This window comes from Arthrobacter sp. 01T428 (assembly GCF_056398685.1).
Genome location: NZ_JBFTPW010000014.1, coordinates 71,337 through 97,969 on the forward strand (window position 1 = coordinate 71,337; position 26,633 = coordinate 97,969).

25 protein-coding genes and 1 pseudogene are annotated in these 26,633 nt (G+C 65.3%); 18 read left to right on the forward strand and 8 right to left on the reverse strand.

The features are described 5' to 3' along the window. Positions 1-27: 27 nt before the first annotated feature. Entirely contained in the window at positions 28-777 is a 750-nt protein-coding gene (gene lexA, locus AC1DJB_RS15715) for a transcriptional repressor LexA (RefSeq protein WP_059387803.1), read from the reverse strand. Positions 778-1,144: 367 nt separating this feature from the next. Here lexA and AC1DJB_RS15720 point away from each other — a divergent pair, with 367 nt between their 5' ends. From AC1DJB_RS15720 to AC1DJB_RS15755, 8 genes are all read left to right on the forward strand, one after another. Next, positions 1,145-1,504, forward strand: a complete 360-nt coding sequence (locus AC1DJB_RS15720; RefSeq protein WP_059387800.1) for a LysM peptidoglycan-binding domain-containing protein — start codon at positions 1,145-1,147, stop codon at positions 1,502-1,504. Between the two features lie 90 nt (positions 1,505-1,594). Further along, positions 1,595-2,713, forward strand: a complete 1,119-nt coding sequence (locus AC1DJB_RS15725; RefSeq protein ID WP_306962869.1) for a histidinol-phosphate transaminase — start codon at positions 1,595-1,597, stop codon at positions 2,711-2,713. A 43-nt stretch (positions 2,714-2,756) separates the two neighbouring features. Next, complete coding sequence (gene hisB, locus AC1DJB_RS15730; protein ID WP_059387799.1) at positions 2,757-3,383, forward strand: imidazoleglycerol-phosphate dehydratase HisB; 627 nt, start codon at positions 2,757-2,759, stop codon at positions 3,381-3,383. Continuing rightward, positions 3,380-4,135, forward strand: coding sequence for an imidazole glycerol phosphate synthase subunit HisH (gene hisH, locus AC1DJB_RS15735; RefSeq protein WP_441437848.1), 756 nt, complete (start codon positions 3,380-3,382; stop codon positions 4,133-4,135). Before hisB ends, hisH begins: the two co-directional genes overlap by 4 nt. A 1-nt stretch (position 4,136) precedes the next feature. Then, complete coding sequence (locus AC1DJB_RS15740) at positions 4,137-4,295, forward strand: hypothetical protein (RefSeq protein ID WP_172465499.1); 159 nt, start codon at positions 4,137-4,139, stop codon at positions 4,293-4,295. A gap of 45 nt (positions 4,296-4,340) precedes the next feature. Beyond that, positions 4,341-5,087, forward strand: coding sequence for a bifunctional 1-(5-phosphoribosyl)-5-((5-phosphoribosylamino)methylideneamino)imidazole-4-carboxamide isomerase/phosphoribosylanthranilate isomerase PriA (priA, locus tag AC1DJB_RS15745; protein ID WP_059387797.1), 747 nt, complete (start codon positions 4,341-4,343; stop codon positions 5,085-5,087). After that, positions 5,087-5,989, forward strand: coding sequence for an SseB family protein (locus tag AC1DJB_RS15750; protein ID WP_441433228.1), 903 nt, complete (start codon positions 5,087-5,089; stop codon positions 5,987-5,989). Before priA ends, AC1DJB_RS15750 begins: the two co-directional genes overlap by 1 nt. Before the next feature lie 57 nt (positions 5,990-6,046). Beyond that, positions 6,047-7,381, forward strand: coding sequence for an MFS transporter (locus AC1DJB_RS15755; protein ID WP_441433229.1), 1,335 nt, complete (start codon positions 6,047-6,049; stop codon positions 7,379-7,381). A gap of 81 nt (positions 7,382-7,462) precedes the next feature. Here AC1DJB_RS15755 and AC1DJB_RS15760 read toward each other — a convergent pair whose 3' ends face one another. After that, entirely contained in the window at positions 7,463-7,849 is a 387-nt protein-coding gene (locus AC1DJB_RS15760; protein ID WP_284989317.1) for a DUF1844 domain-containing protein, read from the reverse strand. A 378-nt stretch (positions 7,850-8,227) separates the two neighbouring features. On the opposite strand from AC1DJB_RS15760, the gene infC reads away from it, so the two are divergent. The 5 genes from infC (at position 8,228) to AC1DJB_RS15785 (ending at position 12,324) form a co-directional block, all read left to right on the forward strand. Then, the gene (gene infC / locus AC1DJB_RS15765; RefSeq protein WP_441433230.1) at positions 8,228-9,271 is read left to right on the forward strand and encodes a translation initiation factor IF-3; all 1,044 of its coding nucleotides are present in this window, start codon (positions 8,228-8,230) and stop codon (positions 9,269-9,271) included. 117 nt (positions 9,272-9,388) lie between these two features. Next, complete coding sequence (rpmI, locus tag AC1DJB_RS15770) at positions 9,389-9,583, forward strand: 50S ribosomal protein L35 (protein ID WP_059387794.1); 195 nt, start codon at positions 9,389-9,391, stop codon at positions 9,581-9,583. Positions 9,584-9,700: 117 nt separating this feature from the next. Then, positions 9,701-10,381: a 50S ribosomal protein L20, sunset domain variant gene (gene rplT / locus AC1DJB_RS15775; RefSeq protein WP_284989316.1), complete on the forward strand. Its 681-nt coding sequence runs from the start codon at positions 9,701-9,703 to the stop codon at positions 10,379-10,381. 26 nt (positions 10,382-10,407) lie between these two features. Then, positions 10,408-11,304, forward strand: a complete 897-nt coding sequence (locus AC1DJB_RS15780; protein WP_441433231.1) for a TrmH family RNA methyltransferase — start codon at positions 10,408-10,410, stop codon at positions 11,302-11,304. Between the two features lie 102 nt (positions 11,305-11,406). Next, the gene (locus AC1DJB_RS15785) at positions 11,407-12,324 is read left to right on the forward strand and encodes a cation diffusion facilitator family transporter (protein WP_476910572.1); all 918 of its coding nucleotides are present in this window, start codon (positions 11,407-11,409) and stop codon (positions 12,322-12,324) included. On the opposite strand, the gene AC1DJB_RS15790 is transcribed toward AC1DJB_RS15785, so the two are convergent. Beyond that, complete coding sequence (locus AC1DJB_RS15790; protein WP_476910573.1) at positions 12,321-13,529, reverse strand: MFS transporter; 1,209 nt, start codon at positions 13,527-13,529, stop codon at positions 12,321-12,323. The genes AC1DJB_RS15785 and AC1DJB_RS15790 overlap by 4 nt on opposite strands. A 144-nt stretch (positions 13,530-13,673) precedes the next feature. Between AC1DJB_RS15790 and AC1DJB_RS15795 the strand changes: the two genes are divergently transcribed. Continuing rightward, positions 13,674-14,114, forward strand: coding sequence for a (deoxy)nucleoside triphosphate pyrophosphohydrolase (locus tag AC1DJB_RS15795; RefSeq protein WP_059387790.1), 441 nt, complete (start codon positions 13,674-13,676; stop codon positions 14,112-14,114). Here the strand turns inward: AC1DJB_RS15795 and AC1DJB_RS15800 are convergent. Next, entirely contained in the window at positions 14,111-15,205 is a 1,095-nt protein-coding gene (locus AC1DJB_RS15800) for an Rv2578c family radical SAM protein (RefSeq protein ID WP_441433233.1), read from the reverse strand. The genes AC1DJB_RS15795 and AC1DJB_RS15800 overlap by 4 nt on opposite strands. Positions 15,206-15,329: 124 nt before the next feature. Here AC1DJB_RS15800 and pcp point away from each other — a divergent pair, with 124 nt between their 5' ends. Next, positions 15,330-15,977, forward strand: a complete 648-nt coding sequence (gene pcp, locus AC1DJB_RS15805) for a pyroglutamyl-peptidase I (RefSeq protein ID WP_441433234.1) — start codon at positions 15,330-15,332, stop codon at positions 15,975-15,977. A gap of 14 nt (positions 15,978-15,991) precedes the next feature. On the opposite strand, the gene AC1DJB_RS15810 is transcribed toward pcp, so the two are convergent. Both AC1DJB_RS15810 and AC1DJB_RS15815 read right to left on the reverse strand, forming a co-directional pair. Next, a complete protein-coding gene (locus tag AC1DJB_RS15810) occupies positions 15,992-16,276 on the reverse strand; it encodes an SIMPL domain-containing protein (protein ID WP_441433245.1) in 285 nt (94 codons plus the stop codon). 71 nt (positions 16,277-16,347) lie between these two features. Further along, a pseudogene (locus tag AC1DJB_RS15815) lies at positions 16,348-16,641 on the reverse strand (SIMPL domain-containing protein); the annotation flags it as partial. Between the two features lie 186 nt (positions 16,642-16,827). Between AC1DJB_RS15815 and pheS the strand changes: the two are divergent. From pheS to AC1DJB_RS15830, 3 genes are all read left to right on the forward strand, one after another. Further along, entirely contained in the window at positions 16,828-17,889 is a 1,062-nt protein-coding gene (gene pheS, locus AC1DJB_RS15820; protein WP_441433235.1) for a phenylalanine--tRNA ligase subunit alpha, read from the forward strand. 2 nt (positions 17,890-17,891) lie between these two features. Beyond that, the gene (gene pheT / locus AC1DJB_RS15825; RefSeq protein ID WP_476910574.1) at positions 17,892-20,441 is read left to right on the forward strand and encodes a phenylalanine--tRNA ligase subunit beta; all 2,550 of its coding nucleotides are present in this window, start codon (positions 17,892-17,894) and stop codon (positions 20,439-20,441) included. 128 nt (positions 20,442-20,569) lie between these two features. Beyond that, the gene (locus AC1DJB_RS15830) at positions 20,570-21,133 is read left to right on the forward strand and encodes a 4'-phosphopantetheinyl transferase family protein (RefSeq protein WP_306962889.1); all 564 of its coding nucleotides are present in this window, start codon (positions 20,570-20,572) and stop codon (positions 21,131-21,133) included. 26 nt (positions 21,134-21,159) lie between these two features. Here the strand turns inward: AC1DJB_RS15830 and AC1DJB_RS15835 are convergent, their stop codons facing one another. Together AC1DJB_RS15835 and AC1DJB_RS15840 are read right to left on the reverse strand one after the other, a co-directional pair. After that, positions 21,160-22,557 (reverse strand): M1 family metallopeptidase, encoded by a 1,398-nt coding sequence (locus tag AC1DJB_RS15835; protein WP_306962892.1) that lies wholly within the window; start codon positions 22,555-22,557, stop codon positions 21,160-21,162. Positions 22,558-22,638: 81 nt separating this feature from the next. Further along, positions 22,639-26,571, reverse strand: a complete 3,933-nt coding sequence (locus AC1DJB_RS15840; RefSeq protein ID WP_441433236.1) for a Pls/PosA family non-ribosomal peptide synthetase — start codon at positions 26,569-26,571, stop codon at positions 22,639-22,641. Positions 26,572-26,633 lie beyond the last annotated feature (62 nt).

Consider the following 26,633-nt stretch of genomic DNA (forward strand, 5'->3'; position numbering starts at 1 on the left):
GTGAGGGTGCCTTAGAGCGAGCGCGTCCTAGAGTGAGCGCAGGACCGAGACGACTTTGCCCATGATGGTGGCATGGTCGCCCAGGATGGGTTCGTACTGCGTGTTCTGCGGGAGCAGCCACGTGTGGCCGTCGCGCTGCCGGAAGGTCTTGACGGTGGCTTCGTCGTCCAGGAGTGCGGCCACGATGTCGCCGTTGAGTGCGTCGTTTTGACGCCGCACTACCACCCAGTCTCCATCGCAGATAGCGGCGTCGATCATGGAATCACCGGCGACCTTGAGCATGAAGAGCTCGCCATGGCCTACCAATTGCCGGGGCAGAGGCAGGACGTCCTCAACGGTCTGGTCGGCCAGGATGGGCCCACCGGCAGCAATGCGCCCGACGAGGGGAACCATGGCCGTGTCACTGGCACTCGCGAGTTCCGTGACGGCCAGGCCGCCGGCGCTGCGGAGTTTCGCCGGCGCTTCAACGCCGGGGATGACGGAGCCGCCGTCCAGGGTCAACGGCATGAGGACTTCCATGGCGCGTGGACGCTTGGGATCGCGGCGAAGATAACCGAGCTTCTCGAGCTGCGACAACTGGTGGGTGACGCTGGACAAGCTGGCCAAGCCGACCGTGTCTCCGATTTCGCGCATCGACGGCGGATACCCGTGATCGTTCACTGAACGTTGGATGGTCTCCAGGATTTTCTTCTGGCGGACGGTCAGGCTCTTGGGGGCCTTCTGCGGCTGCTGGCTCCGCGCTGAGGCCGACCCGCTGCCAGTGGCTTTCGCTGCCATGTTCGCCAACACCCTTCCGTTCCGTCCGCGCGGCCCTGAGGGGCTTGCCGGGACTGTCGGCCTGAAATGTCAGACCCTCCTGTTGCACTGATTCAGTGCTCGTTCCTTCACTCAAACGTAGGGCAGGCGCAGGCGTTTATCAAACATTTGTTCTAGCGAGTCTCGACATCGTTCGTTGATAAGTGCTAAAAATGTCGTAGCAAGGTTCGAATATGTGTTCTATAAAAGTGGTGCGGGGTCCGGGTGTTCGCCCGAATCGTTCGAAGACAACAACGAACAACCGTCCTGCAAGCACTGAATGAAGGCAAGAATTGGCAGCCGCAACCAGAGATTCCGGAACGCGGCATTGTTCAGAAGGGCTCAGCTCATGTCCGCAATCACCATCACCCACACACCCGGCCACGGTGCGCCGGCGGGCCGGCTCCGCCTGACCCGCAGGGGCCGCATGGTCTTCTTCGGCGTCCCGGCCATGCTCCTGGTTGCAGCGCTCCTTAGCCTGGCGGGATTCCTGAATTCGCCGGCCAAGGCTGCTGATTCCGCCGCTGAACTGCAGCCCACCTCCAGCACGAGCGTCACGGTACAAGTGGGCCAGTCCTTGTGGGGGATTGCGGGAAGCGCCGCACCGTCCCGGGATCCACGCGACGTCGTTGCGGAGATCATCCAGCTGAACAACCTCCAGGACGGCCACATCGTGCCCGGCCAGCAGCTGTTCATTCCTTCGACTTAGCGGCAACTTGGACCGGGTTGCCCGGCCCCTGGACGGTCTCCGTGCCGTCACAGTTTCAGCGCATCCGCCGCGGCACCTTAAACTGTCATGGTGAGTGACCAGCTTGAGCGACTTGACCGACTTCCCCTCCGGACCAACCTTCGCGGCCTGAGCCCCTATGGCGCGCCGCAGCTTGATGTTCCGATTTTGCTCAACGTCAACGAAAACACGCATGGCGTCCCAGCGGACGTCCAGGCGGCCATCACCGAAGCGGTCGCGGCAGCCGCCACCGGACTGAACCGCTATCCGGACCGCGAGTTCACCGAATTGCGCGAGGCCCTTGCGGAATACCTTGGCCACGACCTTTCGGCCGACAACATCTGGGCAGCCAACGGCTCCAATGAAGTACTCCAGCAGATCCTCCAGGTCTTCGGCGGCCCGGGCAGGTCCGCGCTCGGTTTCCCGCCGACGTACTCCATGTACCCTTTGCTCGCGAGCGGAACCGACACTGCATACATCGCTGGTGTTCGCGCTGAAGACTATGGCCTCGATGCGGCCTCGGCGGCCGCGCAGGTCCGTGAACTCAAGCCGAATGTCGTGTTCCTTTGCTCCCCGAACAACCCCACCGGCACGGGACTTGGCCTGGACGTTGTCGAAGCCGTGTACGACGCCGGCGAGGCGAGCCGGACCGTGGTGATCGTGGACGAGGCCTACCACGAGTTCGCCCACGACAACACGCCAAGCGCGTTGACGCTCCTCCCCGGCCGGGAGCGCCTTATTGTGTCCCGGACCATGAGCAAGGCGTTCGCCCTCGCCGGTGCGCGCATCGGCTACATGGCAGCCGCCCCCGAGGTCGCCGACGCCATCCGTCTGGTACGCCTTCCATATCACCTCTCCGCCATCACGCAGGCGACCGCACTGGCGGCCCTCCGTCACCGCGAAGCCCTCATGGCGGACGTCGAGGACATCAAGGTCCAGCGCGATCGCATTGTCAGCGAGTTGACCCGCATGGGCTTCAAGCCGGCCGCCTCCGATTCGAACTACGTATTTTTCGGCGGAATCGAGAATCCCCACGCCCTGTGGCAAGGCCTGCTGGAGCGCGGAGTCCTGATCCGCGACGTCGGCATCCCGGGCCACCTCCGCGTCACCGCCGGCACGGAGCCTGAAACCACTGCATTCCTCAAGGCGCTCGAAGCCTTGCTGGACGGCCAGGTCTCCGCACCGGCCTAGACTTGAACAAGTCCCACCACTCCTTCCTCCTAAGGACATATCGATGAGCGAAAACGGCGCCAGCACGGCGGCCGCCCGGACAGCACGCATGGAACGCACCACCAGCGAATCCTCCGTCCTGGTTGAAATCAACCTCGACGGCACGGGCGTCTCGGATATCAGCACCTCGGTGCCGTTCTATGACCACATGCTGACGGCGCTCTGCAAGCATTCGCTCATCGACATGACCGTCAAGGCGAGCGGAGACACCCACATCGACGCCCACCACACCGTGGAGGACGTTGCCATTACCTTCGGCGAGGTCCTGCGCACCGCCTTGGGTAACAAAGCAGGGATCCGTCGCTTCGGCGAGGCCACGGTCCCGTTGGATGAAGCGTTGGCCCACGCCGTCGTCGACGTCTCCGGACGTCCTTACCTGGTCCACGGCGGTGAGCCCGCAGGGCAGGAATACCACCTGATCGGTGGACACTTCACCGGTTCGCTGACCCGCCACGTCTTTGAGGCCATCACCTTGCACGCCGGTATCTGCCTCCACATGAATGTCCTGGCCGGCCGGGATCCGCACCACATCGTGGAGGCCCAGTTCAAGGCCTTTGCCCGTGCACTCCGATCCGCCGTCGAGTCCGACCCCCGTGTCGAAGGCATTCCGTCCACCAAGGGTGCCTTGTGAGTGGGCTGATCCTCAAGGACGGCGCTGTGGTCGATCCGAAGGCTGCCAGCCGCATCGTCTCGCCCGAGGGAAAGCCGACCGTAACGGTCCTTGACTACGGCTCGGGCAACGTCCGCTCGGCGGTCCGCGCGCTTGAGCGTGCCGGAGCGGCAGTCACGTTGAGCGCCAAACCCGAAGACGTCCTGAACGCCGACGGTCTCCTGGTCCCCGGCGTCGGCGCCTTCGAAACGGTGATGCGTGAACTCAAGGCAGTGGACGCGATCCGGATGATCGGCCGTCGCGTTGCCGGAGGCCGGCCAGTCCTGGGTATCTGCGTAGGGCTCCAGGTCCTGTTCGAGGCCGGAGTGGAGCACGGTACCGAGGCCGAAGGCATGGGCGAGTGGCCCGGCAAAGTGGAACTCCTGCCTGCCCCCGTTGTGCCGCACATGGGCTGGAACACTGTGGACGTGCCGGAAGGCTCGAAGCTGTTCGCCGGCGTCGAGCACGAACGCTTCTATTTTGTGCACTCGTATGGCGTACAGAAGTGGGAATTCGACGTTGTCCAGCCCCGCATGGCTCCGCCGAAGGTGACGTGGTCCGAACACGGCGCCCCCTTCATCGCCGCCGTGGAAAACGGACCGTTGTGTGCCACGCAATTCCACCCCGAGAAGTCGGGCGACGCCGGAGCCCGGCTCCTGCGAAACTGGGTTGAGGGTTTGCGCCCGCAAGCAAAAACCCAGCCGCAGCCGACCGAGGCCGGAGGCGCTGCCTGATATGTGGTCCGTTATCTTCATGGGCGCGGCCGGGCTGCTGGTTGGCGGCGGAATCTCCTTCCACCAGCAGAAACGCCCCGCCTGGGTCTCCATTTCGTTCTACGTACTCGCCGGCTTGGCTCTGCTGGCCGCATACCTCTTCACTTTGCCTGCAAAATAAGTTGCCGGGCAACTGACGCCCGTCCCCACAACACCGAGGACTTCAATGACCACCGCCTCCGAACTGCCCGTTCTGGAACTCCTGCCCGCTGTCGACATCGTGGACGGCCAGGCCGTTCGTCTCCTTCAGGGAGAAGCCGGCTCCGAGACCAGTTACGGCACCCCGCTGGAAGCGGCGCTGAACTGGCAGAACGCCGGAGCCGAGTGGGTGCACATGGTGGACCTTGACGCGGCGTTCGGACGCGGCAACAACGCGGGCCTCATCAGCGAGGTCGTCTCGCAGCTGAACGTCAAGGTGGAGCTGTCCGGCGGACTGCGCGACGACGAATCCCTTGAGCGCGCGCTTGAGCTCGGCGTCGCCCGCGTGAACCTCGGAACCGCCGCGCTGGAGAATCCGGAATGGACCCGCCGGGCCATCGACCGCTTCGGTGACAAGATCGCCGTCGGGCTCGACGTCCGTGGAACGACGCTCGCAGGCCGGGGCTGGACCAAGGAAGGCGGGGACCTCTGGGAGGTGCTGGCCCGCCTTGAGGATGCCGGCTGCGCCCGTTACGTGGTCACCGACGTCACGAAGGACGGGACACTGCAGGGACCCAACGTCGAGCTGTTGCGCCAGATGGTCGAAAAGACCGGCAAGCCAGTTGTCGCGTCCGGCGGCATCTCCAGCCTTGAGGACCTGCGCGTCCTGCGGGAGCTCGTACCGCTTGGGGTCGAAGGAGCGATCGTCGGCAAGGCGCTGTATGCCGGTGCCTTTACGCTCCCGGAAGCCCTGGACGTCGCCGGCCGCCGCTGATGTCTCACGATCCACAGTTCCCGGCAGCTGACCAGGCTTCGACTCCGGCACCCCGGCAGTTGCCCGGGCACATCGCTGCGGCCCTGGCAGGTGCTGGCGGCGCAGGCGATTCTGCCGGCCAGCCCTGGGCAGGCCGCGACCTGAGCGGCGACGCCGCCAAGATCCATAATTTCGAGGACGACGACGGAACGGCCGACGCCGGATACCTCGCCGCCGTCGCGGCTCTGCTCGCCGGAACCGGCAGCGAGGCCGGTGTGGTGGCTTCGTTGGCAACGGCGAGGGTGTTCGTCCCGGTGGTGGCCCAGCTCGCTGAGGAAGCCGAGGGCGTGGACGGACTCCATGCGGACAAGCAGGCCGACATGGCGCTCGTGACATTGAAGGCGCCGGATGGCCGCACGGCCATGCCTGTGTTCACGTCGGCGGCTGCCCTTGAAGCCTGGCATCCGCAGGCCCGTCCCGTCGCTGTTTATGCGGCCCGGGCAGCGCTGTCTGCCGTGTCCGAAGGGGCCCAGTTGCTCGTCCTGGATCCCGGTTCGGATGTCACCTTCGTCGTCCGCCGGCCTGCCATGTGGTCACTGGCACAGCAGCGCGACTGGACGCCGTCGTACCTTGATGATGAACTGGAGTCTGCTCTCAATTCCCTGGCAGGGATGTACCCGGCCGTGCGGCGCCTGGAGGTGCGGCCGGGATCTGGAATGGCTTCGCGCACGGCTGACGGATCGGCCATGGCCGGCGGGGGACCCGGGCCCGAATTGCGCGTGGTGCTGTACCTCGAAGACGGCCTGGACGCCGCCGCGGTGCAGGATCTCGTCTCCGGACTGAACGGGCGTTGGGCGCAGAACGAATTGTTCGCCGAGCGGGTTGACTCGATCGAGGTCAGCTTGCAGCGGGCGGCACAGTAGCCGAAGGCACAGGGGGAACGTCCTTGTCCTGCCCTCGGCAGAACAGAGGATGAGCTCGTGAATTTCTCTCTCTACCGGGAGATGCTGTCCATCACGTCCGTGCGGCGTCTCCTGCTGGTGGGCATGGTGGCCCGCATACCGCACTCGGCAGCGGGAGTCCTGCTCACCCTGCACATCGTGCTGACTTTGGGCAAGGGATATGCCGCCGCCGGTGCTGCCGCGGCGGTATTCACCATCGGCATCGCGATCGGCGCTCCGTGGCGGGGGCGGCGCGTGGACACTGTCGGCCTGCGCAAGGCGCTTATTCCTTCCGTTGTGTCTGAGTTGGTGATTTGGTCCGTGGTGCCGCACGTCAGTTACGAATGGATCCTCCCACTTGTCTTCGTCGGGGGCCTGTTGACGCTGCCCATCTTCAGCGTCATCCGCCAGTCCCTGGGGGTGCTGGTTGACGGCGAGCAGCGGCGTTCGGCCTATGCGCTGGACTCCATTGGCACCGAGGTGGTCTTCATGATCGGCCCCGCGGTGGGCGCGGTCGTGGCTACCAGCGGGTTCACGGTCCTCGGCCTGACCATCGTGGGTGTGTGCACGTCGGCCGCCGGGCTCTTCCTTCTCTGGTTCAACCCGCCCACCCGCAGCGAGGGCGTCCTGGACGCCGGCCAGACGGCCGACCGGGATGCCGATGAGCTTCATGCGGCCGAAGCCGCGGTGGTGGCATCGGCTCCGGCCCATCTTCAGGAGGCGGCTTCGGAGATGGCTCCGACAGTGTCGCAACCTTCCGGGTTGCGGGGAAAGATGGCCCGGAACTTCACATGGTTCACCGCGGCGGTAGCCGCCGTGTTCGCCGTCGCCGCAGGATCCGGAATGGTCCTGAGCGGCACCGACGTCGGAATCGTCGCGGTGTTGCAGCGCGGCGGGCACGAGAGCGAGATCGGAATTGTCTTCTTCTTCTGGTGCGCCTCATCGGTAGTCGGCGGGCTCATCTACGGCGCCATGCACCGGCCCGTCTCGCCCATCCTGCTCCTGCTGGGAATGGCGGCATTGACCATCCCGATGGGCTTCGCCGGGGACACGTGGACCCTTGCATTGTTGTCTCTGCTTCCCGGCCTGCTCTGCGCGCCGGTGCTGTCCGCGGCGTCGGAAAAGGTCGCCGACATCGTGGATGAGGAGCGGCGCGGCGAGGCCATGGGCTGGTACGGCTCGGCCCTCACTGCAGGCGTGGCTTTCGGTTCGCCCGTCGCGGGCCTCTTCATCGACGGCGTGGGGCCGTGGGCCGGCTTCGTCGCCATCGGGACGGCGGGAGTGGTGTTGTGCCTTGCCGGGTTGTTCCTCCAGCTGCGTCGGCGCCGGAGCATGACCATCACCCAGGCGGGCGCGGGAGACCCCGCCACCTGAGTCGCGCCTGAGCCGGCAGACGACGACGGCGGGCCGGCCAAAGGGGCCAGCCCGCCGTCGCGGTCGTACAGATAGTCCGGATCAGTTGACCGGGCCGGTGAACTTTTCGCCCGGGCCCTTGCCCGGCTCGTCCGGGATCAGGGACGCCTCGCGGAACGCAAGCTGTAGGGAGCGGAGGCCGTCGCGCAAGGGGCCGGCGTGCTGCGAACCGATTTCCGGTGCTGCGGCGGTGACGAGTCCGGCCAAGGCGGTGATCAGCTTGCGGGCCTCGTCCAGGTCCTTGAGCTCTTCGGCCTCGGGGTCGTCGGCCAAGCCCACTTTGACGGCTGCCGCGCTCATGAGGTGAACGGCGCCGGTGGTGATGACCTCAACAGCCGGAACTTCCGAAATGTCGCGGATCTGCTGGCTTACTCCGGCACCAGTGCCGGCGGGCTCGTGGTCGAGGGAATTGCTGTCTGAAGTGCTCATGCTGGTAAGCTTGTCACAGACCGACTGGAAGTTGCCATTTTCCATGGCTCACGCAGCGCTCGGCCACCCACCGTTAATGTGCGGTTGGTTGCCGATTTCTGTAGAATTGATTTTCAGTTTGCAAGCGGAGTTCTCTCCCACCCGCGTCAGCCGTTTCCCTTCGGGGATGTAAGTTGCCGGGTACCTGGTCGGACACCGTTCAAGGTCAGCCTTGGATGGCGCGAACGCCTCCCTTGAGGGGCCGTTTCCGATCTTCGAGGCCTTCGATTGCGCCAGCAATTGGGGGCCTTCTCTATTTGCCGGTGGAATACTCATCACAACAACAGGAGCTTTGACATTAGCGAGCCAAGAATCAATGAGCGTATCCGCGTCCCCGAGGTGCGTTTGGTCGGCCCTGCCGGCGAACAGGTTGGAATCGTCCGTATTGAGGACGCCCTGCGTCTGGCTGCCGAGGCTGACCTGGATCTCGTTGAAGTTGCACCGCAGGCGAAGCCTCCGGTGTGCAAGCTGATGGACTTCGGCAAGTACAAGTACGAAGCCGCTGTTAAAGCCCGTGAGGCCCGCAAGAACCAGACCAACACGGTCCTCAAGGAAATCCGCTTCCGCCTGAAGATCGATACCCACGACTACGAGACCAAGCGCGGCCACGCGCTTCGCTTCCTGGGTGCCGGTGACAAGGTGAAAGCCATGATCCAGTTCCGCGGACGTGAGCAGCAGCGCCCTGAAATGGGCATCCGCCTGTTGCAGCGCTTCGCTGAGGACGTTGCCGAAGTCGGCGTGATTGAGTCCAGCCCGCGCATCGATGGCCGCAACATGGTCATGGTGATCGGTCCGCTGAAAAACAAGGCCGAGGCCAAGGCCGAGGCCCGCCGCGCGGCGCAGCGTGCAGAGGCCAAGGCCCAGAATGAAGCCAAGGCCGCAGGCCGGATTGACGTTTCAGGCGAGGATGCTCCCCTGACCCAGTCACTCGCGGACTTGCTGCCGGCGGAACTCCTGGCCCAGGCCGAGGAAACCCAGGCCGAGGAAACCGCACCGGAAGCCGTTGAGGCGGAGGCCGCTGAAGTCGAAGAGACTCCGGTCGCTGAGGAAACGGTTGTCGAAGAGGCTCCCGTGGTTGAAGCAGCTCCGGTTGTCGAGAAGGCTCCTGTAGTTGAAGCAGCTCCTGTAGTTGAAGCAGCTCCAGTTGTCGAAAAGGCTCCCGCGGTTGAAGCAGCTCCCGTTGTCGCGCCGGCGCCCGCAAAGGCACCGGCACCGGCAAAGGCACCTGAGCAGGCAGCTTCGAAGCCTGTTGTGCCGGCTGCCCCCAAGCCTGCTGCCACACCAGTACCGAAACCGATGGCGAAGCCCGCGGTTCCGAAGCCTGCAGCTCGGCCGGCAGCCCCCAAGGCCGCTCCGAAGCCAGCGGCACGCAAGACCAACTAGTCACGCCGCAGGAGGCATTCCCTCCGCCCGGCACGAAAGCAGCAGCCGCCCCCTATGGGGTGGCTGCACGAAAGAACTGCAGACCCAGTCTGCGGACACGTAAGGAGATCGGTTCCCATGCCGAAGATGAAGACCCACAGTGGTGCTAAGAAGCGCTTCAAGCTGACCGGCACCGGCAAGCTGAAGCGTCAGCAGGCCAACCGCCGCCACTACCTGGAGCACAAGTCCTCCACCCTGACCCGTCGCCTTGCCGGCGACAAGATCGTCTTCAAGGGCGATGCCAAGGTCATCAAGAAGATGCTCGGCGTCTAAGTTCCAAGTTTTCTGGTTGCTGCCATCCGGTAGCCGCCGACTACACCAAAGCCTTCTCAGGCCGGCCGGGTTTCCGGCAGTAGCAGCTTGGGATAAGAATTTTGAAGGAGTACGCACGTGGCACGTGTGAAGCGGGCGGTAAACGCCCACAAGAAGCGTCGGGTTGTCCTTGAACGGGCCAAGGGTTACCGCGGTCAGCGGTCTCGCCTGTACCGCAAGGCAAAAGAGCAGCTGCTGCACTCGTTTGTGTACAGCTACGGCGACCGCCGCAAGAAGAAGGGTGACTTCCGTCGCCTCTGGATCCAGCGCATCAACGCTGCATCCCGCGCCAACGGCCTGACCTACAACCGTCTGATCCAGGGCCTGAAGGCCGCTGAGGTCGAGGTTGACCGCCGCATGCTGGCAGAGCTGGCCGTTTCCGACGCCAACGCTTTCGCCGCGCTGGTCAAGGTTGCCAAGGACTCCCTGCCTGCCGACACTTCCGCTCCGGCCGCCAAGGCCGAGGCCGCTCCGAAGGCTGCCGCCAAGGCTGCTCCGGCTGCGAAGACCGCTACCGCCGTCAAGGCCTCTGCTTCCGAGAAGCCGGCCATCGAAGGCGCTGTTGTCGCCGTTGAGGGCGAAGCCGCACCGGAAGGCCACGCCATCAAGGGCAACGCCGAGTCCAACAAGTACCACGTTCCGGGTTCCACCTGGTACGACGTGACTGTTGCCGAGTACTGGTTCTCCACCGTTGAGGCCGCAAAGGCTGCAGGCTTTGAGCCTGCCGGTGGCGAAGCCCGCCAGCAGATCAAGAACTAGTCGCAACTGCCACTAAAGTTCTTTATATGAACGAAACCGGGCGCCCGCAAGAACTTCCGATGTCCAACCCCCGAGCCGATCGGGTCAGGGATGTCGCAAAGCTTGCAGGGCGCCCGGCCCGTTTAAAGCGCGGGCGGTTCCTCGCGGAAGGCCCCCAGGCCGTTCGCGAGGCGCTGGTCCTGCACCGGGAGCGGACCGCGGCGGGGGAGTCCGGCGTCGTACACGAAGTGTTCGCGAGCGAAAGCTGCCTTGACCGGCTCCCTGAACTCGCCGAACTCGCCGACGGCGTTGCCTTGCGGCTGGCGAACGACGATGTCCTGGCCGCCATGGCGGACACCGTCAATCCCCAAGGGATTGTGGCCGTCTGCAGCTTTGTGGACGTCAGCCTTGAATCAGTGCTCGACGCCGGGCCGCGGCTGATCGCCGTCATGTGCCAGGTGCGCGACCCCGGCAACGCGGGCACGGTGCTTCGGGCCGCTGATGCCGCCGGGGCGGACGCCGTGGTCCTGACGGCCTCCAGCGTTGACATTTACAACCCGAAGGCTGTGCGGTCCACGGCAGGTTCGCTCTTCCACCTACCGGTTGTGTTGGGTGCGGACATCGGGGAACTCGTGGCCGGCTGCAAGGAGCGCGGCATCGGGATCCTCGCAGCGGACGGTTACGGCACCCTCAACCTGGACAAACTTCAGGACGAGAACGCGGCGCGCCGCCTGGGTGCGTCAGCAGCGACTTCCGCCTACGCCCTCGAAGCCCCGACCGCCTGGCTCTTCGGCAACGAGGCGCAAGGACTTTCAGACTCCGAGCTTGCCCTTGCCGACCATCGTGTCGCAGTGCCCGTCTACGGTTCCGCGGAAAGCCTGAACCTTGGCACAGCAGCCACGGTTTGCCTCTACGCCAGCGCACGCTCGCAGCAAGCCTCCTGACACTCCCGCTGCAGGTACGGTATTGCTTGCAGGAACGCGACCTCGCGGTCTGTTCGTGCCTTTCACTCACATCCCCTGAATCGAAGAAGAGGTGGAGCCTCCGTGGCTGCAAATGGCGATACCAAGGCAATCGTGGCGGCATTGAGTGCCAACCTGGCGATCGCTGTGCTCAAGTTCGTCGCATTCGTCCTGACGATGTCGTCGTCCATGTTGGCCGAGGCAATCCACTCCGTCGCCGACTCCGGCAACCAGTTGCTCCTGCTGCTTGGCGGGAAGCGGGCACAGCGCGCAGCGAGTCCCGAGCACCCGTTCGGCTATGGCCGTGAGCGCTACATTTACGCCTTCATCGTCTCGATCGTGCTGTTCAGTGTTGGCGGACTCTTTGCGCTCTATGAATCCTGGGAGAAGTTCCAGCACCCCCATGCCATTGAAGGCGATTTCTGGTGGGTACCCCTGGCCGTGCTGCTCGGCGCTATTGTGGCGGAATCCTTCTCGTTCCGGACCGCCATCCACGAATCCAATCCCTTGCGCGGCAAACAAAGCTGGATCAAGTTCATCCGCAACGCCAAGCAACCGGAACTGCCCGTGATCCTCCTGGAGGATTTCGGAGCCCTTCTGGGCCTCGTTTTCGCGCTGTTCGGCGTGAGCCTGACCCTCATCACGGGCAACGGCTTGTGGGACGCCGCGGGCACCGGAATGATCGGCCTGCTCCTTGTGGGAATCGCCGTGGTGCTCGCGGTGGAAACCAAGTCCTTGCTGCTCGGCGAATCTGCCACCAAAGAGGACAATGCGCGGATCACGGAAGCCATTGAGTCGGATGGCACGCGCATTATCCACCTCAAGACCATGCATTTGGGCCCGGAAGAGTTGCTGGTCGCTGCGAAGATCAGCGTGGGCGCGGCAGATACGGGGCAGGCGATTGCGACAGCGATCGACGCCGCCGAACTCAGGATCCGCACCGCGGTACCGATCGCCCGGGTCATCTACCTCGAGCCCGACGTAGAGCGTGTCCAGGTCTAGGCAGCCAGCGGCTTCTTGCGTTCCAACCAGCCGCTGATGCCCGCGACGCCGAGCCCCAGGATCGCCAGGACGGCCCCGACGAGGGCAGGGGCAACGTATCCCCAGCCCCAGGCGATGACCACCCCGCCGAGGAATGCGCCAAGGGCGTTGGCGATGTTGAGCGCGGAGTGGTTGAGCGAAGAGGCCAAGGACGGCGCGTCCGGCGAAGCGTCGAGCAGGCGCGTTTGCAAGGGCGGGATGAGCATGGAGCCGATGCCGCCCACGATGAAGACCATGACGAACGCCGACCACGCCCAGTGGGCCGCGACCGCGTAGGCCACCAGCGCCAAGGCGATGAGGGGCAGCACCCGGTAGATGGTTCCCATGACCGACTTATCGGCGATGCGGCCGCCCAGGATGTTGCCTGCCACCATGCCCAGTCCGTACAGGGCCACCACGAGGGGTATCAGCGCCTCCGGGATGCCGGCCACGGACGTCATGGTGTGGGAGATGTACGTGTAGGTGGCGAAGAAGCCGCCAAAACCGATGATTCCGATCAGCAATGCCAACCACACCTGGATGCGTTTGAGGGCACCAAGTTCCCGGCGGATGCTTGCCTCCGGGTGGGCTGGCTCAAAGGGGACGAACTTCCAGAGCAACACACTCGTGGCCAGGCCGATGATGCCCACCACCACGAAGAGAAGGCGCCACCCGAAAGTCTGGCCGAGCCACGTCGCCGCGGGAACACCGATGACTTTGGAGACGGTCAGTCCGCCCATGACCATCGAAATCGCCCAGCCGCGCTTGGTGGGAGCAACCAGGCTCGCGGCGATGACCGCGGCGATTCCGAAGAAGGCGCCATGGGGCAGTCCCGAGGCAAACCTCGTGATCACCATGGTTCCGTAGTCCGGTGCGATGAAGGACGTCAGGTTCGCTATCGACAGGAACAGCATGAGCCCCAGGGCAAGTTGCTTGCGGGGGAGCCGGGCACCAAGTGCCGCGAAGATGGGCGCCCCCACCACGACACCCAAGGCGTAGGCCGAAATCAGGTTCCCGGCCTCGGGAGTGCTGATGTGGAGTCCCTGCTCGATCTCCTTGAGCAAGCCCATCATGGTGAACTCCGTTGTCCCGATGGCAAATCCACCCATGGCAAGGGCGAAGATCGCCAGCGCCACGTGACGGCTTCGGGTCATTTGGGAGGTCTTGGTGACATCAGTAGTGGTCATCGTCCTGTTTCTTGGGGCGAGCGGGATGCAACTCGGAGGGAATAAAGCCGACTTTCAAGCTTAGTTCGAGTCCTCGGTGAATAGCCCTGAATGTGACAACTTCCATAGCGGGGGCGATGACCTGAGGGCCAATAGACTGTTGCGGTGACTGGACTGATAAGCGTGGCGGGCGCCGCCGTCGTCGATTCCCTTGAAAATCCGAAACGGCTGCTCGCCGCGAGGCGCAGCGCCCCACCGCAATTCGCGGGAATGTGGGAGTTCCCGGGCGGCAAGCTGGAGGCCGGGGAATCCTTCGAAGACGCGCTGCACCGCGAGTTGCTCGAGGAACTCGGGATCACTGTCCGGCTCGGGTCTGAGGTGGAGCCTGACGCGGGCGCCGCTTGGCCGCTGAACGAGCGCGCCGTCATGAGGGTATGGTTCGCCGAACTGCTCGACGGCGAGCCGCGTCCGCTCCAGGACCACGATGAACTCCGGTGGGTTCCGCTTGGCAATGGCGACGAGGCGTTGACCTTGCCGTGGATTCCTGCCGACCTGCCGATTGTCCGTGCACTGCTGGAACGGGTGGCCTCCGGCCTGCTCAACTAGAAAAGCGCGGACTGGCCCGTTGTTGGAAAGGAAGCAGGTGGAAGTGAAGCGGGCGTCTCCTTGCCCGCCGTCGCGTTCCTGTGGCTGAAACCGCTGCTCCCGGAGAAACCGTGACGGGCCTTGAAGTAGTTGATACGGCCGCTTAGCCAGGTCCTGTATTCCTTCGAGGCATACGAGCCTTGGCCATAGAGGCGCCGGTACTTGCCAACGAGCTCGGGGTGGTTGGCCGCCAGCCATTGCATGAACCATTCCCGCGTGCCCGGCTTCAGGTACAACGCCCCGGCCGTGACGCCAGTGGCGCCGGCCCCGGAGAGTGCCGTAAAGAGCGACTCCAGTGCATCATCGCTGTCCGTCAGCCACGGCAGGATGGGCATGGCCATGACACCGCACGGCAGCCCGGCCTCGCGCAGCCGCCGGATGAGCTTGAGCCTGGCGCGCGGCGCGGGCGTGCCGGGCTCCACTGCCGAGGCCAGGGCTTCGTCAGTCATGGCCAGGGAGATGCCCAGGTCCACCGGCACGTGGCTGGCGGCGTGCTTGAGGAGGGGGATGTCGCGGCCCAGGAGGGTTCCCTTGGTGAGGATGGAGAACGGAGTACCGGAATCGGCCAGGGCCCGGATGATCCCAGGCATCAGCTGGTAGCGGCCTTCTGCCCGCTGATACGGATCCGTGTTGGTGCCGAGGGCCACATGATGGTGGCCCCACGAAGGCTTGGACAGTTCCTTGCGCAAGACCTCTGCCGCGTTGATCTTCACGATCACCTGGGAATCGAAATCGTGTCCGGCGTCGAACTCCAGATAGGTGTGGCTCTTGCGCGCAAAACAGTAGACACAGGCATGGCTGCATCCGCGGTACGGGTTGACCGTCCATTCGAAGGGCATCTGGGAACCGGATGCCACCTTGTTGAGCACCGATTTGGCGGTGACCTCATGAAAGGTGACTCCGGAGAATTCGGGGGTTGAGACGGAACGCACAAGCCCGGCCAGCGGCAGCAGTGCGTCCGTTGCTGGGGCGGCTCCGGACGGACCGCTGCTGCTGTTGTCTCCGGGTGCCGGACCACGTTGTGGTGAAAGTGCCTGTGCGTCCCATCTCATGGCCTCCATTCGAATATATGTTCGAACACTTGTCAAGGCCGGTTGAAAGAAGGCCCCGAACGAAGGCCCATGAAGGATCGAACGAGCCACCTGGAAATCGCTCAGCCGTTGCTAGGGTGGATGCATGATTCTGCTGACGGGATTCGAGCCTTTTGGCGGCGATTCCAGCAATCCCTCGTGGGCTGCCGTCCTCGAAGCACAGGAGATCTTGCGCTCCGAAGGCCATGACGTGGAAGCGCTCGAACTGCCGTGCGTTTTCGGTGAATCCGCCGCGGTCCTGCGCGAGGCCGTGGAGAGGCTGCGCCCGGATCTGGTCATCTGCGTGGGGCTCGCCGGCGGCCGGGACCGGCTCTCCTTGGAACGCGTGGCCATCAACTGCGATGACGCCAGGATTCCGGACAACGCCGGAAACAGGCCCATCGACGAGCCGGTAGTCCCCGAAGGTCCCGCGGCGTACTTCAGCACACTCCCGGTGAAGTCCGCGCTCCGGGCGCTCCAGATCGCCGGAATCCGTGCCGAGGTCTCGCAGACTGCCGGGACCTACGTGTGCAACCACGTGTTCTATGCCCTGATGCACGAACTCGCCGGAGCCGTTCCGCCCCGCGCGCGGGGCGGCTTCATCCACGTTCCCTATGACGAAGCCCTACTTCCGCAGGGTAGTGCGACGCCCGGGATGGCGACGCGGGACATGGGGCGGGGGATCGCCGTCGTCGTTCGCGCTTCGCTTGAGACTCCGGTGGACACCAAGCTGTCCGCAGGGGCGGTTCACTAGGCCGGCGCCGTTCACTAGGCCGGCGCGGGCGAATCCAGCTCCCACTGCACCGCCACGCTCGCGGAAACCGCCACTGAGCCCGCTTCGATGGGCACGCCTTCGCTCGTTGAAGCACGCTGCATACCGGCCATCATAGGCACCGGTGATCCATGCTCCGGCCGCTGATCGATGGAGAGGACGTGCCCCAAACGGCCGCCGGCAAGCGCGGCGAAGCGGGCCGCCTTCGCTTCGGCCTCCCGCCAGGCAGCCTCCTGTGCCCGTGCCGCAACGGCCGAGGCATCCGTGAATCCCTGTTCGATCTGTGGATGCGAAGGTTGTCGCCGCCCGCCGCCACCGCGGCGGAGATGGCCGCGGGGGCCGCCGACGGCGGGCCGACCCTGGCAACCAGGGTGGTTGACGCAACATAACCGCTGACCTTTTGCCCCTGGTTCTCAGCCCACACAAGGTCGGCGCGAAGATTGAGGCCGCTGGTCCGCAAGTCGGGACCGGCCACGCCGTGCCCTCGTAACGCGTCGGTCACCGCCGAGACGATCGCTCCCGCATCGCCATAGGCCGCTTCGGCGGCGTCGCGCCTGACCTCGACGGCGAGCGTGAGGGTGAGCAGGTCGGGAACGGCTTCCGCGGTTCCCTCTCCGGTGACAGTGATGGTGCGGACCGGTGTCATGAGGCCATGCTAGCCCCGGGCGCGCCGATGAATCGATGAGGCAGGGTCACGGGTTAAATCCCCGCGGGACCCTTCTACTAGACTGGTTGTTAGTGCCCGCCGGACGCGTCCAGCGAGCATCGCTCCTGCTTTTGCCATGGCCCTGCCTGGTGAAGACCATTTCCGACTCGTAGCTAAGAACAGTAGATGACTGACACTTTGCCGGGCGCTGCCATCCCGAACCCTCTGGATGAAGCCGCCATCACCGCTGCCGTTGAGGAAGCCGTCGCCGCGATTGCCGCTGCATCCTCCCTCGAAGAACTCAAAGCCGTCCGCTTGGCGCACGCCGGCGAGAAATCGCCCTTGAGCCTTGCCAACCGTGAAATCGGCGGCCTGCCCAAGGAGCAGAAGGCCGCCGCAGGCAAGCTCATGGGTTCCTCCCGTGGCCGCGTCAACCAGGCGCTCGCAGCACGGACCGCTGTGCTCGAAGCCGAAAACGACGCCCGCATCCTTGTCGAGGAAACCGTCGATGTCACGGCAGCGCCGCGGCGGCGCCGCGCCGGTGCCCGCCACCCGCTCTCCACGCTGCAGGACCGCGTGGCGGACATCTTCGTCGGCATGGGCTGGGAAATCGCCGAAGGACCGGAGGTCGAGTCCGAGTGGTTCAACTTCGACGCCCTCAACTTCAAGCCGGACCACCCGGCGCGCGAAATGCAGGACACCTTCTTCGTGGAACCTCCCGAGGCGCACCTGCTCATGCGCACGCACACGTCCCCGGTACAGGTCCGGTCCATGTTGGAGCGCGAAGTACCCATCTATGTGCTGTGCCCGGGCAAGGTATTCCGCACCGATGAACTCGATGCCACGCACACACCCGTGTTCCACCAGTTCGAGGGCCTGGCCATTGACAAGAAGCTGAGCATGGCCGACCTGCGCGGCACCTTGGAGCACTTCGCCCGCCAGATGTTCGGTGACGAGGCACAGATCCGCCTGCGTCCCAACTACTTCCCGTTCACCGAGCCGTCCGCGGAGTTGGACATTTGGCACCCCGGTGCCAAGGGCGGCCCCCGCTGGATCGAATGGGGCGGCTGCGGCATGGTCAATCCCAACGTCCTGCGCGCTGCCGGCATCGACCCGGACGAGTATTCAGGTTTTGCCTTCGGCATGGGCATCGAGCGCACGCTCATGTTCCGCAACGAGGTCGGCGACATGCGCGACATGATCGAAGGCGATGTACGTTTCAGCGAGCACTTCGGGATGGAGATCTAACAGTGCGTATCCCACTTTCATGGCTGCGTGAATTCGCGCAGGTTCCGGCCGACGCCACGGCCGAAGACGTCATGGCGGAACTGGTCAAGGTCGGCTTTGAAGAAGAAGCTGTCCACCGCCCCACGGACGAACTCAAGGGTCCCATCGTGGTGGGCCAGGTCCTGAGCCTCGTCAAGGAACCGCAGAGCAACGGCAAGACCATCAACTGGTGCCAGGTCCGCGTGGTCCCCGAAGGCCAGGAGCAGACCCTGACCGGCAAGGGCATCGATCCCTCCGGCGTGCAGGGCATCATTTGCGGTGCCCACAACTTCGTCGAGGGAGACAAGGTTGTAGTGACCCTCCCGGGAGCTGTGCTCCCGGGTGACTTCCACATTTCCGCGCGCAAGACCTACGGGCACCTGTCCGCGGGCATGATCGCCTCCGTCCGTGAACTCGGCATCGGCGAGGACCACGACGGCATCCTGGTGCTTTCCCGCATCGGCCTGGATCCCGAAATCGGCACCGACGCCATGTCCCTCCTTGGCCTCTACGACGAAGCCGCCGAAATCAATGTCACTCCGGACCGCGGCTACGCGTTCTCGATCCGCGGCGTGGCCCGCGAGTACGCCCACGCCACCGGAACCGTCTTCACGGACCCGGCTGCCAAGGTCAATGCCCCCGCCGCGCTCTCCGGCGGCTACGGCGTCAAGCTCAACGACGACGCCCCCATCTACGGGAAGCCCGGTTGCGACCGCTTCGTGGCCCGCACGGTTCGCGGCGTGGACGCCACCCGCCCCACCCCGCCGTGGATGGTCTCCCGGCTGCGCTTGGCCGGCATCCGCTCCATTTCGCTGCCTGTGGACATCTCCAACTACGTGATGCTCGAACTCGGCCAGCCGAACCACTGCTACGACCTCGACAAGCTTTCGGGCGATATCGTGGTCCGCCGCGCCGTCGCGGGGGAGAAGATCACCACCCTCGACGACAAAGTGCGTTCGCTCGACGTCGAAGACCTCCTGATCACCGACGACTCCGGCGCGATCGGCATCGCGGGCGTCATGGGCGGAGCCAATACCGAGGTTTCCGATTCGACCACCAACGTCCTGGTCGAGGCCGCGCACTTCGACGAGGTCTCGATCGGGCGCTCGCGCCGCAGGCACAAGCTGCCGTCAGAGGCGTCCAAGCGCTTCGAACGCGGAGTGGATTGGCAGGTTGCCAACGTTGCCGCCCAGCGCGTCGTGGACCTCCTGGTGGAACTCGCCGGCGGGACGGCGGACGAAGCCGGTACCGACGTCGGGACGGCACCTGACGCCGTGACCATCGAGCTGCCTGCCGGCTACGCGGCCTCCCGGATCGGCATCGACTTCACGGAAGAACAGATCACGGGTTCCCTCAAGGACCTGGGCGCCATCGTCCTGAAGGACGAAGTGGGCGGCTCCTATGTGATCACGGCACCGAGTTGGCGCAATGACCTGGAAACCAAGGAAGACCTTTCCGAGGAAATCGCGAGGCTGGTGGGCTACGACAACATCCCGGCGACCCTTCCCGTGGCACCTCCAGGGCGCGGCCTGACCCGGACCCAGCAGCAAAAGCGCCGCGTGGTCCAGGCCCTCGCCGACGCCGGGCTCACCGAGGTCCTCTCTTACCCGTTCGTCTCCAAGTCGGCCAACGACACCTTCGGCGTGGCGGAAGAGGGCGCGGCACGCACCGCCCTCAAATTGGCCAACCCGATCAGCGAGGAACACGGTTACCTGCGTACCTCCGTGCTTCCCGGCCTGATCGAGGTGGCCCGCCGCAACCACTCCCGCGGTTTCCGGGACCTCGCCCTCTTCGAGGCAGGCTCGGTGTTCCTCCCCGACGGTCAGCTGGGCACGGCATCCATCCCGCCGCTGGGAGTCAAGCCAACCGACGAGGTCCTTGATGGACTGTACGACGGCGTCCCGGACCAGCCGCTGCACATCGCCGCTGTTTTGACCGGCCATGATTCCCCGGCAGCCGCGGCCCACACCCCGCGTGCCTGGGACTGGGCTGACGCCCTGGACGTTGCGCGGCTCGTCGGCGACGTCCTCGGCGTGGAACTCGTGGTCAGCCAAGGCAGCCACCAGGCGTTCCACCCGGGCCGTGCCGCCCAGTTGGCGCTTCGCTCGGGCGACGTCGTGGGCTACGCGGGCGAATTGCACCCCAAGCTGCTCGCAGCACATGACATGCCGGCGCGCTCCGTGGCCCTTGAGCTCAACGCGGACGCACTGTTCGATGCTGCTCCGGACGTCATTGTTGCCAAGCACATCTCGGGCTTCCCGGTCGCCACGCAGGACGTTGCCCTCGTGGTGCCGCAGGACGTTCCGGCGGACGCCGTACTGGCTGCCCTGCGGGAAGGCGCCGGCGACCTCCTCGAAGACGTTGCCCTGTTCGATGTCTACGCAGGCCAAGGGATCGAAGACGGCAAGAAATCGCTAGCCTTCGGGCTGCGGTTCCGTGCCACGGACCGCACCTTGACCGCCGACGAGGCCTCGGAGGCACGCGAGGCCGCCGTCGCCGTCGCCGCAGAGCGGTTCGGAGCAGTCCAGCGCTGACGAGTATCAACCCGGGCATCCAGGGGCTGGCTGTTCACATCCAGTCCCTGGATCTTGCCGATTCCGCCGCCATCGAAAAGATAGCGGCGGAATTGCTGTCTCCGGCCGAAACCCTAAGGGGAGACGCCATGGCTGCGACCCTGCGCCTGGAGTTCCTGGCATCCAGGCTGGCGCAGCAAGACTTCGCCGCCACCCTTCTGGGTGTTCCCGCCTCGAAGCTCAAGGCGGCCTATGAGTGCCCGGACTGCGGTTCTGGTCCGGACATCGCGCATGGCCGGCCCGGATACGTGCTCGACGGCGGCCCCGCACCCCTGGCGCTCAGCGCCTCACGGTCGTCGGGCTGGGTGCTGTTTGCCGCCGTCGCGTATCCCGGGCCCGGGCTGCGGGTGGGCGTCGACCTGGAAAATGCGGCGGGCACGGAGTTCGTCGGCTTCGACGACGTTGCCCTGACCGCACGGGAGCGGCGCCATCTCGCCGCGCTGGAACCCGGACGTCGGGCCCAAGAGCGGGCACGATTGTGGGCGCGCAAGGAAGCCTGGTTGAAGATGACAGGCGAAGGGCTCAGGGTGGCGCCGGATTCCCTCGAGGTGCTTGAACGGCCGGGGCTGTGGGATCTGGAGCTCCCGGCCAGCGCTGACGGCCGGGATCTTCCGGCCGGACTCCTCGCCGCGCTCGCGGCAACGTCCCGCTGAGTCCTTGGCTTAGCTGAATTCCAGGGTCAGCTGAAAGCGGGCAGGTCTGCTTGGTACAGCCACGGTTCCAGGACACTGGCCGCGTCGAGTCCCGGGACGTAGGCGTTGGCCGCAGCGATGAATTCCTCCGTGGAGACCGAGCTGTGGCGCTTGGCCTCGGTCCAATGCCGCAGCAACCCGAAAAACGCAGCGTCTCCGCATGCACGACGGACGGCATGGAGGGCAAGGGCTCCGCGCTTGTAGACGCGGTCATCGAACATGTGCTCCGGCCCGGGGTCCCCGATCACCAGGTCCTGGGCGCCCATGTCGAGCTTGCGCCACGCCGTCTTTGCGCGGTTGGCGAGGGACATGACGCCGGCTTCCTCGGACCAGATCCACTCCGCGTAGCAGGCGAAGCCCTCGTGCAGCCAGATGTCCCTCCAGCTGCTCACCGTGAGCGAGTTGCCGAACCACTGATGGGACAGCTCGTGGGCGATGAGGCGCTGCGCGTCCCACGATTGCTCCATGTGGTTCCGGCCGAAGATCGAGAGCGTCTGGGCCTCAAGCGGGATTTCCAGTTCGTCCTCGGTCACCACGGCCGTGTATTCGGCAAAGGGATACGGACCGAAACACTCCACAAAGGTGCGCATCATGTCGGCCTGCCGTGCCAGGCCTTCACGGGCCTCGGTCAATAAACCGGGGGAGACCGCGACGAACTGGGGCACCGGAGCCTGCCGCAGGGCTTCGGCGTGATGGGCAGTCCCGGCGCGGACGCCGTCGAGGGCGGGGCTGAGCTGGTGAACCCGGTAGCGTCCGATTTGCACCGTGGCGAGATAGCTTGCCATCGGCTCGGCTTGTTCGTAGACCCAGGTTTCGCGGCTTGATTTCCTGCTGTGGGAGACGAGGCGGCCGTTGCAGATGGCCCGGTAGTTGTCGTCGGTGGTGATGCTGATCAAGTAGCTGGACTTGTGCCGCGGATGGTCGTTGCACGGGAACCAGGACGCGGCGCCGTTCGGCTGCCCGGCAACCAGCACGCCGTCCTCGAGCTCTTCCCACCCGACTTCGCCCCACAGGCCCCGGCGCGGCTTCGGGTTGCCGTCGTAGCGGAGTTCAACCGTGAAGTGCTGGCCTGCCCGCAAGCGGTCTTTGACGGTGATCACGAGGTGCTCGCCGCGCGGGCTGAACTTCGGCACTTTCTTGCCGTCAACCAGGATTTTGGAAGCCCTCAGGCCCACCAGGTCCAAGACTACGGAGTCCGTGTCTTCGAGGGTTATGCAACGGAGCATGGCGCGGCCGTTGAGCCGGTTGCTGCCCAGGCTATAGTCCAGGTCCAGCTCGTACCTCAGCACCTGGAATGCCGTGCTCCCGTGGTGCAGGGTGTAGGGATCGGCGGCAGTTGCGGTTGTTTCCTGCGCTTGGGTTGTTCCGGGTTCGCTGCGGCTCATGTGCGCTGGCTGCCTCCGTGTAGCTTGTTGTGCTGCGGTCGTGTCACGGGCCGGTATTTCACGCCCTCTTGCCAATCTACGCTACGGTCCGGACCACGGGCTGACCGGGTTGCCCATCCAGTATGTGCCCGCGGGAACCGTCTCGCCACGCATAACCAGCGACGCCGGTCCCACCGTTCCGCCGGCCCCGATACTTGCGCGCGGCAGGATGACGCCGTGCGGACCCATCGTGGCGCCATCCCCGAGGACCACCGTATCGATGCTCATGATGCGGTCATGGAAGAGGTGTGTCTGGACCACGCAGCCACGGTTGACCGTGGAGCTTTCGCCGAGCGTGACGAGGTCGGCTTCGGGGAGCCAGTAGCTCTCGCACCAGGTACCCCGGCCGATTTTCGCGCCGAGGGCACGGAGCCACCACACCAACGCAGGCGTGCCGGATGCCGAACGTGCGAACCATGGAGCACTGACCATCTCGATGAAGGTGTCCACCACTTCGTTGCGCCAGATGAATGAGCTCCACAGGGGGTGCTCGCCCTCTTTGATGCGCCCCACCAGTATCCATTTCGCGGCGACCGAACTTGCCGCGGCCACCGCGCCGGCCGCGAGGACCACGACGCCCCCGAGGACGGCGGCAAGCCAGTAGGAGGTCTCGGTGGCGATCCAGTCGAGGGCCAGCATGATGCCGACGGCGATCCCCACGGTCAGGATGACCGGCACCAGCCGGCATAGTTCCCACAGGGCCCGTTTGGTCTTGAGGGCCAGCGGCGGGTTGAAGGTGAGGCTCAGATCTGCGTTGACGGCGGTCCGGCGCAGCCTGACGGGCGGACTGCCCAGCCAGGAGGTGCCCGATTTGGCCTTGGCCGGCGTGGCCGACAGGACCGCGACGAGTGAGTTCTTGGGCACGCTGCGTCCTGCGGCGGTCATGCCGGAGTTGCCGAGGAACGAGCGTTTGCCGATCTTGGCCGGTCCGATCTTCATCCAGCCGCCGCCGAGCTCGTAGGAGGCCACCATGGTGTCGTCGGCGAGGAACGCGCCGTCGCCGATGGTCGTCATGCGTGGCAGCAGCAGCACCGTGGAAGCCTCCACATTGCGGCCTACTTTGGCGCCCAGCAGGCGCAGCCACACGGGCGTGAAGAGGCTGGCGTAGATGGGGAAGAGCAGATCCCGGGCCATGTCCAAGACCCGTTCAGTGGCCCAAACCTGCCAACCGACGCGGCTGCGGACGCGATAGTATCCCTCCTTGAGACCGACGCCGAGCATCCGGGTAGTCGCCAGGATCAGCAGGAGATTGCACAGGAACCAGGCGAGTGCAGCCAGGGGAATGGCAAGCAGGAGTTCAGGGAAGGCATCCTGCAGCGAGCTCCGGCCTTGGATGAAGACCAGGATGACGATCGCGGCGACGAATGCCGAAATGTACGGAATCAAGGCGAGCAGCGCCGAGGCGGCAGCGAACGCCGCAAACCAGAGCCGGCCGATCAGGTGGTGCGACGAGGGGGTCTCGGGCCATCCATTCTTGGCTTTGCCACGGCGTTCGGCGGGGGATCCGGCAACGAGGTGCCCGGCCTTGACCTTGCCAAACACCGCGGAACCGGGCTCCACCCGCGCGCCCGCGCCGATGCTGGTTCCTGGCATCAGCGTGCTGCGGGAGCCGACTGTGGCACCGGCACCTACATGGATGGCGCCGATGTGGACAAAGTCACCGTCGATCCACCAGGCGGAGAGATCCACTTCGGGTTCGATGTTGCAGCCGCTGCCCAACGACAGCAGTCCTGTGACGGGAGGAAGGGAGTGCAAATGGACGTTGTTCCCTATCTTCGCCCCCAGTGCCCTGGCGTAGTAGGGAACCCACGGAGCGCTGGCAAGGCTGATGGCGCTCGAAAGGTCCTGGATCTGTTCGGCCAGCCACAGCTTCAAGTGGACTTTGCCCGATCGCGGGTAGGTTCCGGGTTGGACCCCACGCAAGAGGGTTCGCGCGGCCAGGATCGAGATGCCCATGCGTCCGGGCGGGCTCACGAACACCAGCCAAGACGCCAGGATCCACCACCAGGACACCACGGGAGCGGCTGTGAAACCGGCGAGGTCGGCCAGCAAATGGTTCGCGGCCATGAGATACGTGAGCCAGCGCATGCCAACCAGGATGTTGAGGAAGATCCCCATCAGGGTCTGGAAGACCTGCGATTTCCGGGAGGTGGGGCGAACCGTGCGTTTCGCCGCCGGCCCCTGTATGCCGCCTTCGGGCAAAGACTGCCGCGCGGCGTCGACCAGGGCGCCGACGCGGGGTGTCGCGTAGATTTCGGCCACCGTGATGGTGGGATAGCGCACGCGCAGCGCCGAGACCAGTTGGGCGGCGGCGAGGGAGCCGCCACCGTAGGCGAAGAAGTCGGCGTCGAGCGAGGTGACGCTCGAGCCGAGGACGCTTTCCCATTGCTCAACCACCCATTGGGCGTCTTCGGAAAGGTTGAGTGGTGCCTTGTCGGCATCCGCGGCGCCTGCGCCCGCCAACGGCCACGGAAGGGAATGCCGGTCTACTTTGCCGCTGGTCTTCGTTGGAAGCGAATCCACGACCGTCAGCAGGGGGATCAGCGCGGCGGGCAGGCTTTCCGTCAGGAGCTCGCGGGAAGCTGCGAGGTCGATGTCCTCAGGTCCGGCTGGAGCCAGGTAGCCGACCAGTATCTGGTTCCCCGCCGCCGTCGTGCGGACTGCGGCCGCGGCACCGGCGACTCCCGGGAGGGCCTGCAGGGCGGCGTCGATCTCGCCGAGTTCGATGCGCCTGCCGCCAAGCTTGACCTGTTCGTCCGCGCGGCCTTGGAAGATGAGGCCGGCTTCCTCGTAGCGGACGAGGTCGCCCGAGCGATACGCCCGTTCCCATCCAAGGGATGGCATGGGGGCGTACTTTTCGGCGTCCTTGGCCGGATCCAGGTAGCGGGCCAGTCCGACGCCGCCGATGATCAGTTCGCCCGTCCCGCCTTCCGCCACCGGAACCCCTGCGGCGTCGACGACGGCGAGGTCCCAGCCGTCCAGCGGCAGTCCGATACGGACGGGGCCGTCCCCGCCGAGGGGAGCCGCGCACGCCACGACGGTCGCTTCGGTGGGGCCGTAGGTGTTCCACACTTCGCGGCCTTCCACCGCGAGGCGCTCGGCGAGTTCGGGCGGGCAGGCCTCGCCGCCGAAAATAAGCAGGCGCACGTTCTCAAGGGCTTCGGCCGGCCACAGGGCCGCGAGCGTCGGAACGGTGGACACCACTGTGATGCCGTGGTTGATGAGCCATGGGCCGAGGTCCATGCCGGAACGCACGAGGGCGCGCGGTGCCGGGACCAGGCAGGCACCGTGCCGCCATGCAAGCCACATCTCTTCGCAGGACGCGTCGAAGGCCACTGAAAGGCCGGCGAGGACCCGGTCCTGCGGACCGATCGGATCCTCCTGGAGGAAGATCCGGGCTTCGGCGTCAACAAAGGCAGCGGAGGAACGGTGCTGCACCGCCACGCCCTTGGGCGTGCCGGTGGAACCTGAGGTGAAGATGACCCACGAATCGTCGTCCAGCCCTGGGGTGCGCGGAGCCGGGTGCGGTGCCGGGCGCTCCCCGGACACTTCGATCTTGCGGCCCTTGGTGACAACGGCAGATACCTTGGCTTCTCCGAAAACCAGCCGTGCCCGTTCCTCGGGATCGTCCGCGTCCACGGGCACGTAGGCGGCCGCAATCGAGAGGATCGCCAGGATGGCAATGTACAGATCGTTGGATCCGGAAGGGACCCGCACGCCGATCTTGTCTCCCGGCCCCAGTCCGGCTGCGTTGAGCGTCGCCGCAAAACCGCGCACCTGAGCCATGAGTTCGGAGTAACTCAGCGACTTGTGCCCGTCATCGAGGGCAGACGCTTCCGGGAATGTCCGGGCCGTGTCCTGGAGGATCTCGACGAGTGTGCGCGCTGGAGGGGCGGCTGCCGAGCCTTGCAGCTGGGGGAGATGCACGACTTTGAGTTCCAGGCTGTCCGCCGGGATTTCATGTTCCTGGGTCACGTTCCCAAGTTTCTCGGATTGAGGTGAACAAAAAGTGTCAGCGGCCGCGTGGCATTTGCCTC